Consider the following 19,047-nt stretch of genomic DNA (forward strand, 5'->3'; position numbering starts at 1 on the left):
GCGGCCACGGCAAAGGGCCGTGGCCGCTCGGTTGTTCAGCTGCCCCGTGGCACCCGGGCAGGACGGCCGGAGCCCCGGGTGAGGGAGTAGCCGGCGATGCCTGCCAGAGCACCGAGCAGGCCGCCCGCCACGGTCCAGATCCAGCGGTCCGACCACCAGCCCGAGGCCCAGCCGCCGTCCGGCTCGGCGAAGGCCGCCGCCTGCTTCGGCGCGTTCTGGTCGTCCTCGGCCGCCCGGGCCGTGGCGCCGGGCACCAGCGGAGTGGAGAGCGAGCCGTCGCCCGCGTGCGCGCCGCCGGCGTCGGCCGACCGGGCCTCGACCTCCGCCCGTACCGGCTGGCCGAGGTCTTCCTCAGGAAGATCGACAACCGTCAGGCGTACGTAGTAGCTGCCCGGCAGCGGATCGTTGGACCATGGCTCGGCCCAGGACCGGACCGTGCGCAGCGTGCAGGACAACTCGACCGATGTGGTGTCCTTCGCCGCTGCCCGGGTCTGCATGCCGTACATACAGGCCTGGCGACGGCGCAGACCGTCGTACACATCGAGCCGCCACGTGGAGGTGCCGTGCCGGCCGGCGGCCTCGGGCAGCCCGACCTTGGCCTTCACCGTGGCCCGCTGCCCCGCGTCCGCGGGAAACACCCAGTACAGGTAGTCGCCGGCAGAGGCGTCCGCCGTGGCCGGCACGCCCTGCTCGACAGCGGTCGCGGTACGGAAGGTGGTACCGGCCTCGGTCGGGCCGGCCGTGCTCTCGCCGGGACTCGCCGACGGATCGTCCGCGACGGCGGCGCCCGCCGTGCCGGACAGTGCGGCAGCGGCCAGCAGAGCTGTCGTCAGTACGTGTGCGGTACGCATCAGTTGGTCCTCCAGACAGCGACGCGCCAGCGTGAGATCCAGCCCCAGAGCAGACCGGCCACCAGGCCGGTGAGCACCAGAACGGCGAGGAGCCACCAGCCCCGGCCGAGACCGAACGACGCCACGTCGGCCGCGTCGTCGGACGCGTCGACGACGTCGATGGTGAGCTCGACGGGCAGGCCCGGGGCGGTCTTGACCGACGCGGGCGCCGAGAAGGAGTTGCTGACCTGCAGGCATACGGTCTCCGCGGCGGCCTTGGCCTCGTCCGCGTCGTCCAGCGGAGCCTTCGGATAGCGCAGCCCGGCCGAGATCATGTCGGTGCGTCCGTCGCCCGCCTCCGCGCCGCGGACGATTTCCCGGCCGTGTACGGTCACCGCCCGCAGCATGACGCCGTAGTCGTTGTTGACGGCCCGGTCGGCGCCGACGCTCACCGAGGCGCGCAGCTCCTGGCCGGGCAGGACATCCACCCGGTACCAGCGGTGCTCACCGAACTTCTCGCGGTCGGTGTAGAGGCCCGGCTTGAGCTGCGGTGCGCCGGTGCACTGCTGTCCGCCCTCGGTCGCCACCGGGGTGACGACGGGGGCTGCGGCACGGTCCACCAATTGGCTGACGCGGCCGGAGAGTTCATCGGTGTGCTGTACGGAGGTGTACGTGCCGCCGGTGGCTTCGGCGATGCACCTCAGCTGGTCACGGGTCTTGGCGTCCGGGACCAGCCCCAGCGTGTCCACGACGAGGTGGATCCCCTTGGCGGCGATGTCTCGCGCGACGACACACGGGTCGAGCGGAGCACAGGTGTCCTCGCCGTCCGTGATGAGCACGATCCGCCTGGTGGCGTCGCCGCCCTCGAGGTCCTTGGCCGCACCCAGCAGAGCCGGCCCGATCGGCGTCCAGCCGGTGGGAGCGAGCGTCGCCACGGCGGTCTTCGCCTCGGTCCGGTCGAGCGGGCCCACCGGGTAGAGCGGCCTGGTGTCCTTGCAGCCGAGCTTCTTGTCGTCACCGGCGTAGTTGGCGCCTAGGGTACGTATGCCGAGCTGCACCTCTTTCGGCACCGCGTCCAGTACCTCGTTGAACGCCTGCTTCGCCGCTGCCATCCGGGTCTGACCGTCGATGTCGCGCGCCCGCATCGATCCGCTGACGTCGAGCACCAACTCGACCTTGGGGGAAGTCTTCGCCACCGGTTCACCGGCGGCGGCTGCCGCCGGGAAGAGCGCGACAGCCAGGGCGGCGAGCAGGCCGCACGACGCGGCCGCCAGCCGTTTTCTTGTGATCATCGCCGGATCGTATTGAAGATCGCCCACTGATCCAAAACCGGCTGTTCTCCCCACCGGAACCTGCGGCGGGTACAGCCCGGACCGAGTTCGAAGCTGTTCGGCGATGTGCAGAGGCGGTCAAGTGCGCGGGGCGCCGGGTCGATCGCGCGTCAACCGGCGTCCTGGTCAGGCTCGCGGCCTTCGTCGAAGGAGGCGAGACAGCTGGCGGCCATGTCGTATTCGCCCAGACCCCGGTCCACCAGTCTCTCGAAACGCGCCACTCCGGCCCGTGCCACATCCAGCCGTACACCGGAGCGCTCGCCCGCTTCGACGATGAGCCGTGCGTCCTTCAGGGCGTTGGTGACAGCGAAGTTCGGCGTGTAGTCGCCGGCGAGGATCGCCTTGGCCGTGGCCCGCAGGTACCCGTTGTCCAACGGTCCGCCGGCCACACTGTCGAGGACCGACTGTGGATCGACACCGAGCCCCTGCGCAAGGGCGATCGCCTCGCCCGTGGCATGCGTCAGTGCGCCGACCCAGCTGTTCAACACCAGTTTGAGTCTGCTGGCGGCACCGGTGGAGCCGTCGTCGTCCACCCAGGTGGTGCGCCGGCCCACGGCTTCGAAGACAGGCGTCAGTACGGCTCGGGCAGTGTCCGGGCCCGCGGCGAGTACCAGCAGCTCTCCGGCTTCGGCGGGCTGCCTGGTGCCGAGAACGGGAGCGTCGACGAAGACGAGGCCCCGCTGCCGCGCGAGGTCGGCCAGCTCCGCCGTGACGGCGTCGCCGACGGTGGCCGCCTGGGCCCAGACCGTTCCTGGGGCGGGGCCGGGGCTCGCCTCACGCATGGTGGCGAGCACCGTCGGCCCGTCGCTGAGCATGGTCAGCACCACGTCCGCGCCGGTGACGGCATCGGCGGGGGACGCGGCACCGTACGCTCCGTCGGCCTCCAGGGCCTCGGCCTTGGCCCTCGTACGGTTCCACACACGCACGGGCAGTCCGGCCCGGAGCAGGTTGCGCGCCATCGCGGCGCCCATGATGCCGGTGCCGAGCACCGCCACCGTGGGACGGGCCGTGTCATGGGGCGTTGTCGGTGTGGCCACTCGAATCGCCTCTCGCCGTCGTCATGCGCCTGGCTCAGGGATACCCGGCGCGACCGTCCGGAACGGGTCGGCGGCGCCGGGCTCCGGTCCGGGTCAGCTCCGAGCGGGCGCGGCGGTGCCGTAGCGGCGCTCGAAGCGCTCCACTCGGCCGGCCGAGTCCAGGACCCGGGATTTACCGGTGTAGAACGGGTGGCTCGCCGAGGAGACCTCGACGTCGATCACCGGGTAGGTGTGACCGTCCTCCCACTCCACACGCTGCGTGGAGTCGGCGGTCGAGCGGGTCAGGAAGGCGATGTCCGCGGCGCGGTCGCGGAAGACGACCGGGCGCGAGACGGGGTGGATACGAGGCGTAGTCCCTCCTCGGTACGGGCGCTCAGTGGGGGTGAATGTCACTTTCACTTCGGCGCCTGGTGCTGTAACCCGGCGGGTCCCGGCGGCATTCCCGCCGGGGCGGCCCGCCTGTCCGGTCCGCGCCTGGCCGGTCCCGCAGCCCGGTGTGTGCCGCGTCGGCCGGGCACAGATAGTGGCCAATCGTTAGAATTCGGGCATGGGAGAGCGGCCTGTCGCGTCGACTGCGCCCGAGCTCGTCCTCGAAACCGACGAGGGCTCCACGGTGATGAGTCCGAGCCGGGACTATCACGTCGGGCGCGACCCCAGGAGCGACATCGTCATCGACGATGTCCGGGTCTCCTGGCACCACGCGGTGCTCCGGCCCGACGCCGATCACTGGACGCTCGAGGACGAGCACAGCACGAACGGCACATACGCCGACGGCAGGCGCATCCACGAGTCGGGAGTCGGCCCCGGCAGCGTGATCCGGTTCGGCAATCCCTCCGACGGCCCGCGCGCCGTACTCGTCGGCCGTGCGGCTCCGACGTCGGCGGCGGCGGTACCCGCCCGTCCGTCCGCCGTCTCCATGCCCTCCCTCACCGGCACCTTCCGGCAGCCGACCACCGTACGGCCGCTGCCCGTCCGCTTCGTACGCATCGGCCGCGACGCCGACAACGACCTGGTCATCGACGACCTCGTCGTCTCACGCCGGCATGCCGAGCTACGGGCGCAGCCGGACGGCACATACGAGATCGTCGATCTCGGCAGTCACAACGGCACCTTTCTCAACGGCCAGCCGGTCGACCAGGCCGAGGTCTCCCCCGGCGACATCCTCGGTATCGGGCACTCGGCGTTCTGCCTCGTCGGCGACCAGCTGCAGGAATTCGTCGACACCGGTGAGGTGTCGCTCGACGTCCAGGACCTGACGGTCTCGGTGGACCGGGACCGCAAGACGCTCCTCGACCACGTCTCCTTCCCGGTCGGCGAGAAATGCCTGCTCGCCGTCGTGGGGCCCAGCGGAGCGGGCAAGTCGACGCTCCTCAACGCGCTGACCGGGCTCCGTCCCGCCGATCAGGGCACCGTCCTCTACGACGGCCGCGACCTCTACCACGACTACGCGGAGCTGCGTCAGCGCATCGGACTCGTACCGCAGGACGACATCCTGCACTCCCAGCTGACGGTCCAGCGGGCCCTCGGATACGCGGCCGAGCTGCGGTTTCCGCATGACACCGCGAAGACCGAACGTCAGGCCAGGGTCACCGAGGTCGTCCGCGAACTGGGGCTGGAACAGCGGGCCGGGCAGCCGATCCACAGTCTGTCGGGCGGTCAGCGCAAACGGGTGAGTGTGGCTCTGGAGCTGCTCACCAAGCCGTCGCTGCTCTTCCTCGACGAGCCGACCTCCGGACTCGACCCCGGCATGGACCGGTCGGTCATGCATATGCTCCGTGGCCTCGCCGACGACGGACGTACGGTCATCGTGGTCACCCACAGCGTGCTCAGTCTGGACGTGTGCGACCGGCTGCTGGTGCTCGCCCCGGGCGGGAAGATCGCCTATTACGGGCCGCCCGACGACGCGCTCGCCTTCTTCGGCTTCGAGCAGTGGCCGGAGGCGTTCGAGGCCTTCGAGAACGACGAGGTCCGCGAGTGGGCCGGAGAGTACCGCGAGTCCCCGTTCCACCAGCGGTACATCGCGAACTCGACCGCGCAGCCACGCCTCCCGCACGACGCGGGGGCCGCAGCGATCACGCCGCCGCGGACCCGGAGCTGGGGGGCGCAGCTGTGGACCCTGGTGCGGCGGTACGCGGCCGCGCTGAGCGCCGACCGGACCTTCCTGGTCATCATGATCGCCCTGCCGTTCGTGATGGGCGCGATGACCCGCGCCCTGGCCGGGAGCCGGCTGACCCCGGCAACAGCGATGAACGCCCTGCTCATCCTGTGTGTGGGCGGTGTGCTGACCGGCGCCGCCAATGCCGTACGGGAGCTGGTCAAGGAACGGGTCATCTACCAGCGTGAGCGGGCCGTCGGGCTGTCCAGATCCGCGTATCTGATGTCCAAGGTCGTGGTGCTGGGCAGCGTCACGGTGCTGCAGGCCGTCGTACTGACCCTCGTCGGTCTGGTCGGCGTCGACCTCAACGCCCCCGACGACGAAGGAGTGCTGATGCCGCCCCTGCTGGAAATCACCCTGGCCGTGGCCCTGCTGTCCTTCACCGCGATGATGCTCGGCCTGCTCGTCTCCGCGCTGGTGCGCAAGGAGGAAGTCACGATGCCGCTGCTGGTGCTCCTCGCCATTGTCCAGGTCGTCTTCTGCGGCGCGCTGCTGAAACTCCACGGAGTTCCCGGGGTCGAGCAGCTTGCGTGGCTGGTCCCCTCGAGATGGGCGCTGGGAGCGATGGCAGGGACCATCGGGCTCTCGCGGATCATCCCGGGCGATCTGACAGCGGATCCGCTTTTCGAACGCTCCCAGGCGGTGTGGCTGCTCGACATGGGGATGCTTGTGGTGCTCTCGCTCGTCTTCGGATACGTGGTCGTGAGACTCCTGCGCCGACATGAACCCGCCGTCATGCGGAAGTAGAGGCGGGATCCATGACGATCGAGGATTTCAGCCCGACACATGTCGTCCCGCAGGGCGGGCTGCCCGCCTGGGAGGCCCCGGACGTGTCTCGGCCGACCGACCCGCTCGACCCGCTGCTTCCGGTACGGCTCGTCGACCGGCGTGGGGACTGGGGGCAGATCGTGTGCGCGAACGGCTGGTCGGCGTGGGTGGACGGCCGGCTGCTGGTCTCCGTACCGCATGAGCCGCCGGCGGCCGGTCAGCCGCTCGCCAGGACCGCGGACCCGCGACCGCTGCTCGCGCGGGCCGAGGAGTCGCTGAGCCGGTACCGGCGCGCGGCGCAGGAGCTGACGTCCGGGCAGGCCGACGGAGAGACCTTCCGCCGCCGTACGCAGGGGCTGCGGGTCGGGATGGTCGTCGACGGTGAGTCGGTGTGGCTGTACGACGCGGAGCACGAGCGGTGGGTGTACTGCGACGGGACGCGGCTCAGCACATACGCGGCCTCGTCGGGCCCGGGCAGGACGACGACGGACGCCCGGGTGAAGGCGCCGGACCCGAACCCGCAGGCGGCGCCGGCGACGGAGGTCGTCGACCCCGCGCAGGCGGCCGGCTCCGAGCCCACGCCACCCGCCGGACCCGATGACGACGCCCACTCCCCCGCCCCGCACCCGCCCGCCCGGCCGGGTGACGCCTGATGGCCCGCGCCCCGCACGACCCGGGCCTGCCGGTCGGACGGGCCTCCGACCTGCTCGGGAAGCAGATCGCCGGGTACCGGGTCGAGATCGAGATCGGCCGCGGCGGGATGGCCGTCGTCTACCGCGCCAAGGACCTGCGGCTGGGCCGCACCGTCGCGCTCAAACTGCTTGCTCCCGAACTCGCCCGCAACGACACCTTCCGGCAGCGTTTCACCCATGAATCGAGGGTGGCCGCCGCGATCGACCACCCGCACATCGTGCCGGTCTTCGAGGCCGGCGAGACCGACGGCATCCTCTACATCGCCATGCGCTACGTCGCCGGACAGGACCTGCGCGCGCTCCTCGACCGCCAGGGACCGCTGTCCCTGGTGGACGCGGGACGGATCGCCGCTCAGGTGGCGTCCGCGCTCGACGCCGCCCACGACCACGACCTGGTGCACCGCGACGTCAAACCCGGCAACATCCTGGTCGCGGCGGGCACGGACAGCGACCATCCCGAGCACGTCTACCTCACGGACTTCGGCCTGACGAAGAAGTCGCTGTCGCTGACCGGGTTCACCACCGTGGGCCAGTTCGTCGGGACGCTCGACTATGTGGCGCCGGAGCAGATTTCGGGGCGCCCGGTGGACGGCAGGTGCGATGTCTACAGCCTCGCCTGCGTCGTCCACGAGACTCTGGCCGGCACACCGCCCTTCCAACGTGACGACGACATAGCGCTCTTGTGGGCCCACCAGTACGACCCGCCGCCGCCCGTCACCGCGCAGCGGCACGAACTCCCCGCCGCCGTCGACGGCGTACTGGCGAAGGCCCTCGCCAAGAGTCCCGACGACCGGTACGACTCGTGCCTGCAGTTCGTGACCGCCCTGCGCGCCGCGGCGGCGGGCGTCGGGGAAGGGGGCCATCAGCCGACGCAGGTGGACCTTCGCCTCCGCGCCGAGGACGCCGACCCGGAGCCGCCGCCGCAGCCGCCCCGCTGGGCACTGCCGGCCTTCCCCGGTCACCCCGGTTAACCGACGCCTGAACTCAGTTCGCAGCCGGCTCCACCTCTCCGCGACGGCGGACCCGCGCGGCGAGCAGGCTGCCGACGAAGCCGGCGGCCAGTCCCCAGACCACGGCCAGGCCGAGCGACGTGAACAGCATCGGACGCAGGAACACCTCTCCGGCGAGGCCGCCTCCGATGTCTCCGAGGCCCAGTAGCGACAGGCCGTAGTGCGCCGAGAGCCGGGCGACGAGGCAGATGGTGAGCACCGTGAGGGCGAGCGCCACCGCCATGTGCACCGCGTGCTGCCAGGGCCGCGTCCGGGCTGGTGAGCGGGCCGCCATGAGGAACGCGGCGGCGGGCAGCAGGAGCGCGGCGACGACCAGCAGCCACCAGGCCCGTCCGTCGTACTGGGTGAGCGAACTCAGGTTGAGGGTGGAGCCGTCCGAGGTGCGCAGTACCGAGTCCATCACGTGCGGCACCGGCAGCCCGAAGGGGCCCTGCACCTTCCCCTCCCAGGAAGCGCCGAGGCCGAGCGTGAGGGCGAGCCAGGCGAGGTTCGGCAGTCCGAGGAGGAGCACGGCGCACGTCTCGGCCGGGTGACCACGGGTGACCAGGACGACGAGTCCGATGACCAGCCCCAGTACGACGTACGCCATCAGCAGCGCCACCATGGCGAAAGCTGCGGGGCGCACCGACTCCTGGAAGCGCACCAGCCGGGCGGGCAGCGGCGCCTTGCGCGAGACGAGAAGGGCCAGCACGAGCAGGGCCGCCAGCCACAGCAGGCCGAACACCAGGGTGAGAGCGATGTCGGCCCGGAACCCGACCTCGGGTGATGCGTCCAGCAGGTCGCCGATGTCCGCGATCGTCCGGTCCCCGGGCCGGACGGCGAAGCTGTGGCGGGCCAGGGCCGCGAGGGCGATGAGTGCGAGCGCCCACACCGCCGCCATCCTGGCGGCCCAGCCGGTCAGTTCGCGGGTACTGGCGACGGCTCGGTTCCGCAGCGGCCGGAGAAAGCCGCCGGCGATGACCAGGGCCCCGGCGAGGGTCACCGAGAGAGGCATCACCGTGAGGCCCGCCTGCGTCTCGGCGATCAGCCCGGCGTCTCCCGAGAGGTCGACCGAGCCGCCGACGGCCATCACGACGACGGCCGCGACGACCCGCGGAAACGCGTTCCCGGGGAGCTCTGCCGCGCCCGCCGCCCACAGGCCGAGAGAGGCCGTGACGATCATGAGGGCCAGCCCGGCGAGCACCGCTGCGAGGGCGTCACGCCAGCCGTGGGAGGCACGTCTCCTGCCGGCCCGTTCGCTGGATAGCTGCTGGCTCACGCTGCCACGCTAAACAGGGGTCCGGCACTCCGCCCCCCGGGAGAGCCGACCGCGTCAGCTTGCGGGCCGGAGGGGTGCGGCGCACACAATAGTGACGGTCAAGGAAGGAAAGTGAGAATACTTCACTTTCACCCACATTCGCTGACATTCCTGTGCCGAGTTTCCTGCGCTGCGCGATTCCTACGCTGGGAAGAAGAGCCCGTGAGTGCCCAACCGCCACCGTCCGAACGTCCCACCGGACCTCCCTCGGGCCCGCTCTCAGGCCCGTCGCGGCCGGGTTCGACGCCTCCGCCCGGTCCGGTGCCGCCGAAGCCCCCACCGAGCGGCGGGGGCTTCGGCGGCACCGGACCGGGCGGCACAGGCGGCACCGGCGGACCGGGCGGACCGCCGCAGGGCCCGGGCGAGGGCCCCGGCCACCCCTGGTGGCGGTCCGTCCCACGGATTGCGGCGATCGCCGCCGCGCTCGTGGTAGCGGTGGTGCTGACCATCGTCTTCACCCGTCCCAACGAATCGGCCAAGGCTGCCGAGGTGGTCCTCGAACCCGCCGGCTCCACCGGCCCGGATCCGTTCACCGAATCCACGGCGCGGGAGAGCACCCCTCCACCGACGCTTCCCAGACTGCCGAGCACCCCGGCCAACGCCACCCGCAGTGTGCGGGGATCGACCCCCGGCCTCTACACCGGGACCCGAAAGGTTGCCAGCTGCGACGTGGAGAAGCAGGTCAGCTCTCTCACGGCCGATCCGGCCAAGAACCGGGCGTTCGCCTCGGTCCACGGCATCGCGCCCGCCGCCGTTCCCGCATACCTGCGGTCACTGACGCCCGTACAGCTCGGCATGGACACCCGGGTCACCAACCACGGCTACAAGAACGGCGCCACCACCAGTTACCAGGCGGTCCTGCAGGCCGGTACGGCCGTGCTCGTCGACGGCCGGGGCGTGCCGCAGGTGCGCTGCGGTTGCGGCAATCCGCTGCGGCCTCTGGTCCCGTTGAAGGGCACACCCAAACCGAAAGGTGACCCCTGGCCCGCGTACCGGCCCTCGAACGTCGTGGTCGTGGCGCCCTCCGTCACGGTGGTGAACGTGTTCATCGTGTTCGACCCGCACAAGAATGACTGGTTCTCCCGCGACAGGGGCGACACCGGCCGCCATGACAAGAAGACCTCCCCTCCGGTGAGACAAGAGCTGCCGCGCTTCCCCGACACGTCGTCGCCGTCCCCGGGCGAGTCATCGCCCTCTCCCGGCAGCTCGTCGCCGTCCCCGGGGAAACCGAATCTGCGGCCCGAGTCCTCCGAGCCCCCGGCATCCCCGGCGCCCGGCAGCTCAACCCCGTCCCCTGCACAACCGAACCTGCGGCCCGAGTCCTCCGAGCCCCCGGCATCCCCGCCGCCCGGCAGCTCAACCCCGTCCCCGGGGAAACCGAATCTGCGGCCTGAGTCCTCCGAGCCCCCGACGTCCTCGCTGCCTGCGCCACCGCCTCCCGCGGTCCCGGAATCTCCTTCCGGACCCGCCTCGGGGTCGGAGTCGTCTCCCCTCCTGCCGAACTCACCCGTGACCTGAGGAGCCGGACGAATCCGGAGACGGCTCGGGCATGACGGCTCGGGTGATGAAGGCTCAGGCGATGACGGCCGGAGACGTGCCGGACTTCACGGTCATCCGGGGTGTTCCGCCGCCGTCCGCCGGAATCGACCAGAGGTCGGCACCGAAATCGCCGGGCAGTGCGTAGAGGAGCGTGTCGCCGGTCAGCCACAAGGGCTGGTCGTCGACGCTTCTCCGCTCGGCGAGCGCGGTCTCCCTGCCTGTGCGCAGGTCCAGCACGTGCAGCCGCCAGGGGGTGGCGGCGGGGGCGCCGGGGACGCGCTTCTTGAAGGCGATCCGTGTGCCGTCCGGGGACAGGGAGGGGCACTCGACGTTCTCGCGCACGGTGCGCAGAGTGCGCCGGGCCAGGTCGCCCTCGACCAGATAGGTACGGCCGCCGGTGGCGAGGGTCGCGTAGAAGCGGTTGTCGTCGGCGGCGAAGGTGACGCCCCAGAAGTTGTGGTCGGCGGCCCGGTGCCGGCGCCCGTCCCTGATCACGGTGAAGCTCTCGAGATCGGCGTGGAGGGTGCCGGTGCGGGTGTCGTAGATGGCGGTACGGGTGGAGAAGGCGCCGCCCGCGTATGAGTCTCCGCTGACGAAGACCGTCCACGCCGCCAGTCGCCCGCTCGGGGACACCCGGGCGCGGGTGGGCATTCCGGGTGCCGGGAACGTACGGACGGGCCGCAACCGCGTGTCGAGGAGCACGGCTTCGTGGCCGGGGATCACTCCGCCAGTCGCTCGGAGGCAGATGCCTGTGCCGGCGGCCGCGTGAAAGCGCAGGCAGTTGCCGGGCGCGGCGGTGCGCGGGCCGGCCGGGCCGGTCAGAGGAACGGAGGAGATGTGATCGCGCTGCGGGCCCCAGGCGAGGTTGCGGAAGAGGAGCCGACCGGGCTGACGCAACGTCACCGCACCGGCTCGGGCGACCGGTTCGCCGGGCCTGGCCCGCTCGTGCTCGGTGGCGCGGTCGGCGGCCCGCAGCGTGGCCACGGCGGCGACCGCGGCCAGGACCACGGTGGCGATGGCGAGGATGAGCAGTCGGGCCCGCATGCTCATGAGTGACTCCCTCGGTGGAGGACGACGGCCACCGCCATGGCGAGGGCCAGGCCGGTGGCAGCCGCGGTCAGAGCGCCTTCGGGCCCGAGGTACATCCACGCCGCGCCGAAGAGCAGTGAGCCCACGAAACGCGCGAGGGCCCCGGCCGTCTGGACGAGGCCGAGGCCGCTCGCCTTCAGATGCGGCGGCAGCAGCGGGCCCGCTGCTGCCATCAGCACGCCGTCGGTGGCCGCGTAGAACACACCGAGCAGGACCAGTACGCACCCGGCCGCAGCCGGTCCGCCTGTGCCGGGCGCAAGGAGCAGCACATATGCGAAGAGCAACGCCCCATGGCCCGCGAGGAAGACCGCGCGGCGGCCGATCCGGTCGGCCAGCCGGCCGAGCGGCACGGCCAGCAGCAGGAACCCGGCGGCGGTGCCGACAGGCAGCAGCGGGAAGTACGCAGTGGGCAGGCCGAGGCGGCGCTGGAGCAGCAGGTAGAGGAACGAGTCGCTCACCGTGACCACGCCGAGCAGTGCGGCGATCAGGCACAACCGTGGCAGGCCGGGGGTGCGGGCGAGGGTGCGCAGCGACCTCCGGCCGGGTCGCTGCCGGTTCTCCGCCGCGGGACTTCGCGTGGCGCCTTCCCGTACGAAGAGCACAAGCAGCAGCACGCCAAGTGCGGCGGCGCAGAAGCTGACCACGAACACCGCGTCGTAGCCGTCGCGTGCGGCCCACAGCACGGCGAATGCGGCGACCGGGCCGAGCAGGGCGCCCGCGGTGTCCATCGCCCGGTGCACTCCGAAGGCCCTGCCCTGCTCCTCGGGCGGGCAGGACAAAGAGATCAGCGCGTCCCGTGGGGCGGTGCGGAGTCCCTTGCCGGTGCGGTCGGCGGCGAGCACGGCGCCGACCGCCCAGGGTGTCGTGGCGGCGAGCAGGGCGAGCTTGCAGAAGGCGGACAGGGCATAGCCGGTGCCGGCGACGAGTTTGCGGCGCTGGGCGCGGTCGGCGAGGTGTCCGCCGAGCAGCCGGGACAGCACCGTCGCACCCTGGTAGAGACCGTCGAGGGCGCCGAAGGCCAGCGGGGACATACCGAGGCCGACGACGAGATAGAGCGGTAGTACGGCGGTGACCATCTCGGCGGAGACATCCGTGACCAGGCTGACCGCGCCGAGGGCGATGACGTTGCCGGCGACCGCGCGGCGGGCTCCGGTGCCGCGCGGGGGGCCCGGCCGGGTGCGGCGTACACCCGCGGTGGTGTCGGCGGCCCGGCCGGCCGACAGATACACGGGTGTCTCCCTTCCAGTGGCTGAGATACCGTCAGAACATCAGGGATCAGAACCAGTTGACGGTCAGAGGGAAAGTGGTGCCGGCGGAGGCCGTGGTGGCGTCGGCGGCCGTGGCGGTGCTCCGGAGGGTGCCGGTCTGCCAGGGCTTTCCGGTGATACGGCCGGTCGAGGTGTCGATGGACAGGCCGAACGGCAGTCCGGAGGCGCTGTACTTGATCGGAGCCCTGCCGCCGGTCGCGGTGATCTGGATGGTGCAGCTCTGGTTGAACTTGCAGGTCTGCGCACCGGGGTCGGCCACGCTCAGATCCCCGCCGGGCGGCGTGCTGTCGCCGAAGACCTCGGTTACGGAGGTCGCGCTCGCCGCGTTGCCTGCGTGGGTGGTACCGAACAGGTCCTCGAAGGTGCGCAGCAGGTTGTAGTGGTTGTACGCGCCGCTGAACGTGCCCTGCTTGACCTTGGCCCCGGAGAAGACCGTGGCGATCCGGTTGGAGCCGAGGTAGTTGTCCTCGTCCCAAGTGAGCACCAGCAGACTGTTGTTGGCCTTGGCCCACTGTGCGTAGGTGTCGAGGTTGTTCTTCATCCATGTGTCTCCCGTGCCGACGGGGCACGAGTGCATGTCATTGCACTGGTTCGGGACGACGAACGACAGCTGCGGCAGCTGGGTGAAGTCACTCTTCGGGAACTGCGTCCAGGTCTTGCCGGTGTTGAGAGGCACGTTCCTGAAGGCGAACCAGGGGTTGTGCTTCTGCGCGTACTGGCCGTTCGTGCAGGCGGTGGAGCCCTCGCTCGGCAGGTCTTCGTTATAGGTGGCGAATGTCCTGCCGGCGGCGATCAGCTCCTGTCCGAGGTTGGCGGCGCTCATGGACTGCGGCGTGTAGCAGCCGTCGCCGGTGATGCCCTGGGTGCCGCCGGAGAAGAGGTTGAAGTAGTTCGGCTGGCTGGGGTGGGTCAGCGCCCGCATGCCGGTCAGACTGGCGCCGGCGTTCGCGAGCTGGTTGATGTAGGGCGCGTTGGAGCTGCCGATGATCTCGCCGTACTGCTTGTTCTCGAAGACGACGACCACGACGTGGTCGTAACTGGGCAGTGCGGCAGCCGTCTTCGGCGCCGCGGCGTGGGAGTCGGCCGTCCCGGGGGCGGCGATCAGACAGAGGGTGCCGAAGATCCCGGCGGCAGCCGCGCGCCACTTCCGGGTGCTGCTGCCGTGCGGTGCCCGTTCCGGCAGGGCTCTTGGTCTCATGACGGTGCTCCTCCTTGTTCCTATCACTCCTCGCGGCGGGCCGCGCCCGCCACCGCGATGTTCAGGAAGCGCGGCACGGGCCGTCCGCTGCTGCGGAACTCCTCGGCCACGGTGGAACGGACGGTCGTCAGACGGTCCTGCGGCAGCAGCACCAGGGCGCTGCGCCCCGGCTCTCGTCCGGGCCGCCAGGCGGCGAACGCACCTGCGCGCCGAGCGGCGTCCAGTGCGCTCCGGAGGTCGGCGGCGCCGGGTCCCTGGCCGCGTGTCACCAGGAGCATCAGCCTCGCCCCGTGTTCGGGCGGGTCGAAGGGGGTACGCCGTCGGCGGCCGTTGTCGAGCAGCAGAGCCGTGCCGGAGCGGGCGAAGAGCACGGCCTCCCGCAAGGCCTCGTCGCCGGAGGGCGCCGCAGCCCTGGCGAGGGCGGCGAGACGGCGACGAGGCAGCCGCGGTCCGGCGCGGCCGGCGTGCAGATCGGCGACCGCGAGCGCCACGGCGCACTCCAGCGGCTCCGCGCTGAAGAGTCCGGCCGCCGCGGTCAGCGTGGAGTGGATGTGCAGGTCGATGCCGCCACTGCCGTACCCGGCGCGGGCCATGGTGCGCAGCAGTGCGTAGCTGCGGGCGGCCCAGTCGGGGTGGGCCAAGGGCGGCCCGTTGAGCGGGAGTTCGCAGCTCTGCGCGGGGTGGGCGAGGGAGCTCAGCCGTACCAGGCCGTCCTCGCGGGGGGCCGCAGCCGCCGCCACGGGCCAGTCCGCCGCGGCGACGACACGGGGCGAGCCCAGATGGAAGGCGTGGGGGGCGCTCCACACGGTGGCCGGGGGGCGGTCGTGCGCCGATTCGAGGGCGTAGGCCACCAACCGGAAGAGCGGGTCGGCGGTGTGGCGACGGGCGATGTCCGGCGTGCTCGTGGCCGTACTCATGTCCGTCACCCCGTCTCGTGAGCCGTCGGCGTCCTGCGAGCCAGCAGGCGGTAGGCATTGCCGCCCTCGGTGGCGCGGGCCACGCCCGCACGCACTCTGTCCAGGGCCGCCGCGACGGCGAAGCACGGCAGCGCGGCGGTGTGCACGACGGAGCGGACCACCCTTCGGGTGCGGGTCGCGGTGCCCGGACCCCACGGGGCGTAGGGGTGAGGAGCGAGCCGGTTCACGGTGAGGAGGACGGCGCCGACGAAGTCGCAGGCCTGATGGGCCGCGCCGTGCTCCTCCGCCAGGACGGTGAATCCGCGGTCGGCGAGTGCCTGCCGGAGGTTGGCGATCGGGATGAGGTGCTGGTGCTGGGGCTGGAACCAGGGCAGCCAGTGCGCGCCGAGGATGCGGGCGAGCCGTGATTCGGGGTCCGGCAGCTCGATGAGCAGATGCCCGCCGGGGGCCAGCACGGCGGCGGCCGCGTCGAGTTCGGCGAGCGGCTCGCGGGTGTGCTCCAGGTAGTGGTACATGCTGACGGTGTCGTAGCGGTGGACGAGCCCGGCGGCGAGATCGGGGAACTGGCCCTGGTGGGCGGTGCCGACCCAGCCGCGTACCTCCGCCTCGCGTACGGCGGCACTCATGTCCAGACCGTCGAAGCGGGTGCCTGGCCAGATGTCGCGCGCGCTGTCGCAGAAGTGACCGTGCCCGGTGCCCACGTCGAGCCAGGCGGTGGGCGTCCCGAACGGTTTCAGCATGGCGGCGCGGGCACGGTAGGAGCGGCCCATCGTGCCGAACACCTGGGCCGCGCCTCCGACGCCCAGGCCCTCGTAGAAGTCGCGGTAGTAGAAGTCGAGGCCGTCCAGGGAAAGTCGGGGGTTCTGGAAGACATGCCTGCACTCGCGGCACTGTTCAAGGGTGAAACGGCCCGGCTTGCCCTGGAGCAGATCGGGTACGCGGATGCGCACCGAGAGCTGGGTGGAGCCGCACCAGGGGCAGTCTGCGCGGCGGGGCTCGAAGAACCGGTCGGTGCCGGCCTTGAGTTCGGCGGCATAGCCGGGGCGCAGCGACTCCAGCTCGACAGCCGGTCCGGCCGGTCCGGAGCGGTCGCTCGCCGCCGTACGCAGCGCGGAGCCCAGCGAATACAGGGGCCGCGCCGCGGTGGCACGGATCAGATCGGCCGGGCGCAGCGGGCTACGGGGGCCGCCGAGGACCAGGGCGGGCTGCAGCCAGTACAGCGCGGCGGCCGCGGCCCCCCAGCCGCCGTCCGCGACGGCCGCCCGGACGAGCAGGGCGAGACCGGCCAGTTGAGCGACGGTCAGCAGGCCCGGTGGCAGGCCCTGGGCGCGCAGGTCCACGGCCCGGCGGGCGGGGTCGGGGGGCGGGGCGGCCAGGCCGGGTGCGATGGCGACGCCGGTCGCGGCGGGGGCGTACGGCTTCAGTCGCTTCAGGAGGATGTGCAGCTCGGCGGGGCCCGGACGCGCATGGGGACCGGTGTCGCAGTCCACGCCTGCCCGGCGCCGGACATCCTCGGCGATCAGCAGGGCCTGTCCGGCGCCGCGGCCGTCGGCCGTGCGGTGGTAGCGGGCGGCGCTGAGGTCGAGGAGCCGGAGCAGGCTCAGAGCGCGTTCCGTGTCCAGGCGGGCGGGAACCAGGTCGAGTACCTGCAGGCCGGTCCGTTCGGCGTGGGCGACGGCGGCGCGCACGGTGGCGTCGTCGACCTCGACTCCGCGGGCGCTGATCAGGTGCCACTGGCCCGGAGGCGGTGTGCTGTGGCTGTCGGAGGCCCGGTCCAGGACGGGTACGGCGCGCAGCCTGCGGCGAGCGCGCACGGTGCCCGCGGTGAGCCCGGCCAGTGCGACGATCGCGGCCCATGGGAGGTCAGTCGGGAAAGGCGTCATATCAGTTTCTCCAACTGGTCGGCCGCGGCCGCGGCACCGCCGGCCGCGGCGAACGAGGCCTGGATACGGCGGGCGGCCCGGCGGTGGGCGGGGTCGTCGAGTACGGCGGCGATCGCGTCTTGGAGTTCGTTTGCGCGGGCCCGGCCGAAGCGGACCCGGATCCCGGCCCCGGCCGCCGCGACCTGCTGGGCGACGATCGGCTGGTCGTCCCGGATCGGAGCGACGACCAGTGGCAGGCCGTGCGCGAGTGCCTCGCACACCGTGTTGTGGCCGCCGTGGCAGACGACGGCGTCGAGGTGGGGCAGCAGCTGGAGCTGGGGAACGTGCTCCAGAAGCAGAACACGGTCCGGTACCGCGCCGACCACGTCCGCGGGCGCGGCCAGGATCAGTTGCACGCGGTCGGCGAACCGTTCGGCAGCCTGCAGCACCGCGGCGTAGAAGCGGCCGCCGGCCTCACCGTTGAGGGTGCCGAGCGACACCAGGACCCGCCGTCGTACGGGATCGAGCCGCTGCCACGGGAAGGCCGAGCCGTCCGACGGGCGGGCGCTCAGCGCGGGGCCCACAAAGGCGTAGTGCCCCGGGTACGGCTCGTCCGCACCCACCAGTTCGAGCGTGGAGAAGACCAGGACAAGGCGGTCCGAGAAGCGCGGGTCCCAGCCGCCCGGTGCGCCGGAGTGGGCGAGCAGTCCGGCGATCCGGTCCGCCACCCACTCCCCCACTCTGGGGAAGCCGGCGAAGGGCCGGGTGAATTCGGCCGAGGTCGTCGCCGACGTCACCCACGGCAGCCCGCGCCGCTGCGCGATCACCGCCCCGGCGAGGGCCTGCTGGTCGACGACGAGCAGATCGGGGGCGTAGGCGTCGACCGCCGCCTCGACACCCGGCAGCATCGCCCGGGCAAGCGGGATGAGCGCCTCCTCCCAGAGGAAGCGCAGCGCGCCGACGCCGCGCAGATCACGCCAGTGCGCGTGCAGCGAGCCGTACCCCGCGGGCCCCGCGCGGTCGCCGGAGGGAAACAGCGCGGCGCCCGCCGGCAGGAGTCGGGGCAGCACTTCGGCGGGGCCCGTCCAGGCCACCCGGTGACCGCGCGCGGCCAGTTCGGCGGCGACGGCGACGGTGGGGTTGATGTGCCCGGCGAGAGGCGGGACGACGAACAGGACCTTCATACGACCACCGCCGGGGCACGCCCGGTGCGGTCGGAACGGTCGGAGCCTTCGGAGGTATCGGCGCCTTCGGAGCGTGGCCGCGCGGCTTCGGCCAGTCGGCCGAGCACCGCGTGCCGGAGCTCTTCGGTGCCGCCCTGGAGTACGTCGTGGCCCAGGCCCGGGATGATACGGACGGTGCAGTTCGGTGCGTGACGGGCCAGTTCCCGGGCACCCGGGACGAGTTCGGAGTGCTCGCCGCAGACGGCAAGCACCGGGCAGCGCACCCGCGCGAAGTCCGCGGGCATGAACGGCCGGCTCGCGGCGATGTCGTCGATCAGCGTGGTGCGGTTGAGGAGTTCGTCGGCCGTGGCGGTCAGCCGGGCGGCCTTGCGCGCACCGAGCGAGGAGAGTTCCTGCGGCACCTCGCTGCCTTCGAGGGCGAGGGCGGCGACGGACAGTGTGTCGAGCATGTTCTCGATCCAGGGACCGTTCAGTGGGGCCTCGACCAGGACGAGCCCGGCGACGAGGTCGGGGCGCGCCAGGGCGGTGTGCAGAGCGATGGTGCCGCCATAGCTGTTGCCTATGAGGTGTACGGAGCGTTCGTCGAGGCCGAGGGCGGCGAGCAGGGCGGTCAGGTCCTGTACCGCGGTGCCGATGTCGTAACCGGTGGGCGGGCGCTCGGTGCGGCCGTGCCCTCGCAGGTCGTAGAGGACGACGTCGTGGCCGGCCCGCGCCGCGGGGACGGCGAGGGTGGCGTAGAAGCTGGAGAGGTTGTCGACGACCAGGCCGTGGAGGAAGACGGCGGTCGTGCCCGCGGTACGGCTCACGTCGCCGCCGGGCAGCCGGTGGACGTGGAAGCGGAGGGAGTTGGCGAGGACTTCGGCCATGGCG

The 19,047-nt window shown here is 72.0% G+C and carries 16 protein-coding genes; 4 read left to right on the top strand and 12 right to left on the bottom strand.

Going from position 1 to position 19,047, the window contains the following annotated elements:
• Positions 1-35: 35 nt before the first annotated feature.
• The 4 genes from OG966_RS04050 to OG966_RS04065 form a co-directional block, all read right to left on the bottom strand.
• Positions 36-851 carry a hypothetical protein gene (locus tag OG966_RS04050; RefSeq protein ID WP_326647967.1) on the bottom strand — a complete coding sequence of 272 codons (816 nt, stop codon included), beginning with the start codon at positions 849-851 and terminating at the stop codon, positions 36-38.
• Positions 851-2,122 (bottom strand): VWA domain-containing protein, encoded by a 1,272-nt coding sequence (locus OG966_RS04055; RefSeq protein WP_326647968.1) that lies wholly within the window; start codon positions 2,120-2,122, stop codon positions 851-853. The genes OG966_RS04050 and OG966_RS04055 overlap by 1 nt, the downstream gene beginning before the upstream one ends.
• Before the next feature lie 149 nt (positions 2,123-2,271).
• On the bottom strand, positions 2,272-3,198 hold the full coding sequence (locus OG966_RS04060; RefSeq protein ID WP_326647969.1) for an NAD(P)-dependent oxidoreductase: 927 nt from the start codon (positions 3,196-3,198) through the stop codon (positions 2,272-2,274).
• Positions 3,199-3,291: 93 nt separating this feature from the next.
• Positions 3,292-3,597 (bottom strand): type B 50S ribosomal protein L31, encoded by a 306-nt coding sequence (locus OG966_RS04065; protein ID WP_326647970.1) that lies wholly within the window; start codon positions 3,595-3,597, stop codon positions 3,292-3,294.
• Between the two features lie 148 nt (positions 3,598-3,745).
• On the opposite strand from OG966_RS04065, the gene OG966_RS04070 reads away from it, so the two are divergent.
• Genes OG966_RS04070 through OG966_RS04080 form a run of 3 tightly spaced genes read left to right on the top strand, consistent with a single transcriptional unit; the run spans position 3,746 to position 7,784 of the window.
• A complete protein-coding gene (locus tag OG966_RS04070; RefSeq protein ID WP_326647971.1) occupies positions 3,746-6,100 on the top strand; it encodes an ABC transporter ATP-binding protein/permease in 2,355 nt (784 codons plus the stop codon).
• 11 nt (positions 6,101-6,111) lie between these two features.
• Positions 6,112-6,774 (top strand): hypothetical protein, encoded by a 663-nt coding sequence (locus OG966_RS04075; RefSeq protein ID WP_326647972.1) that lies wholly within the window; start codon positions 6,112-6,114, stop codon positions 6,772-6,774.
• Positions 6,774-7,784: a serine/threonine-protein kinase gene (locus OG966_RS04080; protein ID WP_326647973.1), complete on the top strand. Its 1,011-nt coding sequence runs from the start codon at positions 6,774-6,776 to the stop codon at positions 7,782-7,784. Before OG966_RS04075 ends, OG966_RS04080 begins: the two co-directional genes overlap by 1 nt.
• A 13-nt stretch (positions 7,785-7,797) precedes the next feature.
• Here OG966_RS04080 and OG966_RS04085 read toward each other — a convergent pair whose 3' ends face one another.
• Positions 7,798-9,081 carry a streptophobe family protein gene (locus tag OG966_RS04085; protein WP_326647974.1) on the bottom strand — a complete coding sequence of 428 codons (1,284 nt, stop codon included), beginning with the start codon at positions 9,079-9,081 and terminating at the stop codon, positions 7,798-7,800.
• A gap of 201 nt (positions 9,082-9,282) precedes the next feature.
• On the opposite strand from OG966_RS04085, the gene OG966_RS04090 reads away from it, so the two are divergent.
• Entirely contained in the window at positions 9,283-10,638 is a 1,356-nt protein-coding gene (locus OG966_RS04090; RefSeq protein WP_326647975.1) for a DUF6777 domain-containing protein, read from the top strand.
• Positions 10,639-10,692: 54 nt separating this feature from the next.
• On the opposite strand, the gene OG966_RS04095 is transcribed toward OG966_RS04090, so the two are convergent.
• The 7 genes from OG966_RS04095 to OG966_RS04125 are packed head-to-tail and all read right to left on the bottom strand — an operon-like array spanning position 10,693 to position 19,043.
• The gene (locus tag OG966_RS04095; protein ID WP_326647976.1) at positions 10,693-11,709 is read right to left on the bottom strand and encodes a TolB family protein; all 1,017 of its coding nucleotides are present in this window, start codon (positions 11,707-11,709) and stop codon (positions 10,693-10,695) included.
• Complete coding sequence (locus OG966_RS04100; protein WP_326647977.1) at positions 11,706-12,977, bottom strand: MFS transporter; 1,272 nt, start codon at positions 12,975-12,977, stop codon at positions 11,706-11,708. The genes OG966_RS04095 and OG966_RS04100 overlap by 4 nt, the downstream gene beginning before the upstream one ends.
• A gap of 46 nt (positions 12,978-13,023) precedes the next feature.
• Positions 13,024-14,214, bottom strand: coding sequence for an alkaline phosphatase family protein (locus tag OG966_RS04105; RefSeq protein ID WP_326647979.1), 1,191 nt, complete (start codon positions 14,212-14,214; stop codon positions 13,024-13,026).
• A 23-nt stretch (positions 14,215-14,237) separates the two neighbouring features.
• On the bottom strand, positions 14,238-15,131 hold the full coding sequence (locus tag OG966_RS04110; RefSeq protein ID WP_326647980.1) for a galactokinase: 894 nt from the start codon (positions 15,129-15,131) through the stop codon (positions 14,238-14,240).
• Between the two features lie 5 nt (positions 15,132-15,136).
• The gene (locus OG966_RS04115; RefSeq protein WP_326647982.1) at positions 15,137-17,014 is read right to left on the bottom strand and encodes a class I SAM-dependent methyltransferase; all 1,878 of its coding nucleotides are present in this window, start codon (positions 17,012-17,014) and stop codon (positions 15,137-15,139) included.
• A complete protein-coding gene (locus OG966_RS04120) occupies positions 17,011-18,177 on the bottom strand; it encodes a glycosyltransferase (protein ID WP_326647983.1) in 1,167 nt (388 codons plus the stop codon). Before OG966_RS04120 ends, OG966_RS04115 begins: the two co-directional genes overlap by 4 nt.
• The gene (locus OG966_RS04125) at positions 18,174-19,043 is read right to left on the bottom strand and encodes an alpha/beta fold hydrolase (protein WP_326647984.1); all 870 of its coding nucleotides are present in this window, start codon (positions 19,041-19,043) and stop codon (positions 18,174-18,176) included. Before OG966_RS04125 ends, OG966_RS04120 begins: the two co-directional genes overlap by 4 nt.
• Between the last annotated feature and the right edge of the window lie 4 nt (positions 19,044-19,047).

It is taken from the genome of Streptomyces sp. NBC_01750 (genome assembly GCF_035918095.1).
In the GTDB taxonomy this organism is placed as follows: domain Bacteria; phylum Actinomycetota; class Actinomycetes; order Streptomycetales; family Streptomycetaceae; genus Streptomyces.

Coding starts and splice junctions, on each gene's coding strand:
- OG966_RS04050 (WP_326647967.1), bottom strand. CDS start 851: ATGCGTACCGCACACGTACTGACGACAGCTCTGCTGGCCGCTGCCGCA.
- OG966_RS04055 (WP_326647968.1), bottom strand. CDS start 2,122: ATGATCACAAGAAAACGGCTGGCGGCCGCGTCGTGCGGCCTGCTCGCC.
- OG966_RS04070 (WP_326647971.1), top strand. CDS start 3,746: ATGGGAGAGCGGCCTGTCGCGTCGACTGCGCCCGAGCTCGTCCTCGAA.
- OG966_RS04075 (WP_326647972.1), top strand. CDS start 6,112: ATGACGATCGAGGATTTCAGCCCGACACATGTCGTCCCGCAGGGCGGG.
- OG966_RS04080 (WP_326647973.1), top strand. CDS start 6,774: ATGGCCCGCGCCCCGCACGACCCGGGCCTGCCGGTCGGACGGGCCTCC.
- OG966_RS04095 (WP_326647976.1), bottom strand. CDS start 11,709: ATGAGCATGCGGGCCCGACTGCTCATCCTCGCCATCGCCACCGTGGTC.
- OG966_RS04105 (WP_326647979.1), bottom strand. CDS start 14,214: ATGAGACCAAGAGCCCTGCCGGAACGGGCACCGCACGGCAGCAGCACC.
- OG966_RS04110 (WP_326647980.1), bottom strand. CDS start 15,131: ATGAGTACGGCCACGAGCACGCCGGACATCGCCCGTCGCCACACCGCC.
- OG966_RS04115 (WP_326647982.1), bottom strand. CDS start 17,014: ATGACGCCTTTCCCGACTGACCTCCCATGGGCCGCGATCGTCGCACTG.
- OG966_RS04120 (WP_326647983.1), bottom strand. CDS start 18,177: ATGAAGGTCCTGTTCGTCGTCCCGCCTCTCGCCGGGCACATCAACCCC.
- OG966_RS04125 (WP_326647984.1), bottom strand. CDS start 19,043: ATGGCCGAAGTCCTCGCCAACTCCCTCCGCTTCCACGTCCACCGGCTG.